Here is a 2487-nt window from a genome sequence, read left to right on the forward strand (position 1 = left end):
TTCTTTCTCCACTGACCAACCGGCGCACCGACAATTTTGGTGGAAGTCTCAATAATCGCCTGCGCTTCCCTTTGGAGGTAGCGCAGCGGGTGAGAGCGACCTGGCCGGAAGATCTGCCGGTGTTTGTCCGCATCTCCGCGACCGACTGGATCGAAGGTGGATGGGATCTGGCCCAATCGCTGGAATTGTGTCGACAGCTCAGGCGCCTGGAAATCGATCTGATCGACTGCTCTTCCGGCGGATTGACCCCCGATGCGGTGATTCCTGCAGCACCGGGATTCCAGACCCCCTTTGCCGCGACTGTCCGCCGAGAGGTGGATATCGCCACCGGCGCAGTCGGGCTGATTACCGCTGCCGAGCAGGCAGAGCAGATCATTGCGACGGGCGTTGCCGACCTGGTGCTGCTGGGCCGCGAGTTACTGCGCAATCCCCACTGGCCTCTGGACGCTGCGCGGATCCTGAAGGCGGAGCACCTCTGGCCGGTGCAGTATGAGCGGGCAAGAAAATAAGCAGGTACACTTCCTTCAAGGGGCGCGCGGCGGTGGATTTCCCAGCAAAAAAAGGGCTACAGCTTTAAGCCGTAACCCTATGATTTTTCTGGTGCCTGGAGACAGAATCGAACTGCCGAAACGCTTACAGCGGAATTACCCAAAGCTTGATCCAACATGCGCTACCATATGCCTTGCCGCGGTCATCCTTTCTTCCGGAAGATGTCGAAATCCATGCCGTTGGCGCGATCTGGTTGTTTTATTTATCCAGTTCGGCTTCGCTTCGCATCAGCCGCCACAGTGTCAGTTGGTCAGGAAACCCGGTCGGTTCGAAGCCGATAGATGTCTGAAATTTCTTCATCGCCTCCATGGTTTGCGGGCTGTACTCGTTATTGCGCGGGCCCTTATAAAATCCTGCTGCCTGCAATCTGTTCTGGACGCGTCCGATTGACTCGACGTAATGTCGTGCTTCCCTTTCTCCAATCGCAATGGTCGTCTTGTCCGATTTGTCAATGAGGCGGTCCGGCCACAGTTTCTTAAACAAGTTCACCAGCACACCGAATACGGGATCTGAGGGATTAGTCTTGCAATGATTATCCAGTATTGCCATCAGTAGTTCAGTGTTTTCAAACGACATGAGATCATAGGTCTGTGAAGCATGCTGATTGATCCCTGTGATGTATCCATCGACCCATGCCGCCGCCACCAGGTAGACTTCGCTGCGCGCGACCCGCTCCTGGGTATAAAGCGCGCAGCTGATCAGTCCGGCTCCCCGGACAGCAAATTGGCCTTCTCCGTCTGCCGTGTAGGCTTTTGCCGCGGAAAGAAGCAGCACCAATGTAAAAATAAAGGCCATGAGCTTGCTGGGTCGATTGTTATGCACAATGTTCACCTTTTTTGCGGATGCCGGCACGCTGCCGGCGTCTTAACTGCAAGGCCACCAGCCCCACAAGCATCAGGCCAAAGGTCCCCGGTTCCGGTACCGCAACGTACAGGGTAAAGGGTGTTCCGAGAATGCTGTCGAAGCCGAATAAATTGAACGTTGTGTCATAGACGGAGAAGCCCACCTTTGATGTTTCAAACAGCGTATTGCCTATGCCAAGTATATGATTGAGACTTAACGGGTTGAAGTTCAGCAGATCTAATCCCCCCAAAGAGGCAGTAGCACCCAGTTTCAGCAGATCCAATGTACCAACCAGGCCCAGGTCCAGCCCTATGTCATTTGTCAGGGTGGCGTCCAGCCAGAATGAGGGCGTAAACGTGGTGGTTTCATTAATGGCGAATTGCGGCAGCTCGCTCCAGAGCCCGCTCCAGTTGTTGTGGAAGCCGGACTGGCCGTAAATTTCGACAGGATTGCTGAATGCGATGTCGGCCATGAGTGTCGGTGTGAACTCGAAGTCTTGCGTGACACCCAGTACCGGGCCGGCCTTAACATCAATCAGATCGAGGGAAGCAGATAACTGTAATGATCCGGCATTGATGAGATGAAAATTCATGCCGGTGGGCGGCAAACCGGCAAACATCGTTGCGGCACCGTCGAGGTCGAGCTGCAACGACAACAGATCATCCCGGCCGTTGGAGGTGACATTTTCTCCGGAGCCCGTGCCGGTGGTGGCAATATCCGGGACGTATACGGTCATCTCCGCCAGCTCGACAGTGACCGCTGGGGAGGGCAAGGTACCAATGGTAAAGCCAGGGCCGGTCAACATGAAACCGGGCACAGGTGGAACCGTGGTCGTGATGCCCCCCTCAAGTGTCAGGCTCTGATTGAGGATAGGAATTTCAGCGAAGGCCTTGCCGTCGGGCATGATGCCATCCAGCACCTTCAGGCTGTTCGGATCGATGGACAGTATACGTTGATCAAGGTCGATGGTTGGCAGGGCCATAGATCCTGAGTTCGCGCAACCAAAGGTCAACGCGCAGGCCTGCGCATCGATTGAGCCTGACAGTTGCATGATGGCGCTGATGTACGCTTCGATCTTTGGTGACTGGGTTTGTA

General features: G+C 55.2%; 3 protein-coding genes. 1 reads left to right on the forward strand and 2 read right to left on the reverse strand.

The genetic code is table 11. The features are described from left to right. The coding region (locus tag AC6F7T_RS01700; protein ID WP_500716241.1) for an oxidoreductase at nucleotides 1–509 on the forward strand (509 nt) is incomplete at its 5' end. Nucleotides 510–747: 238 nt separating this feature from the next. Here the strand turns inward: AC6F7T_RS01700 and AC6F7T_RS01705 are convergent. Both AC6F7T_RS01705 and AC6F7T_RS01710 read right to left on the reverse strand, forming a co-directional pair. Continuing rightward, nucleotides 748–1371, reverse strand: coding sequence for a peptidoglycan-binding protein (locus AC6F7T_RS01705; protein ID WP_500716242.1), 624 nt, complete (start codon nucleotides 1369–1371; stop codon nucleotides 748–750). Continuing rightward, the coding region (locus AC6F7T_RS01710; RefSeq protein WP_500716243.1) for a PEP-CTERM sorting domain-containing protein at nucleotides 1364–2487 on the reverse strand (1124 nt) is incomplete at its 5' end. The genes AC6F7T_RS01705 and AC6F7T_RS01710, both read right to left, overlap by 8 nt.

This window comes from Pelovirga sp. (genome assembly GCF_059864205.1).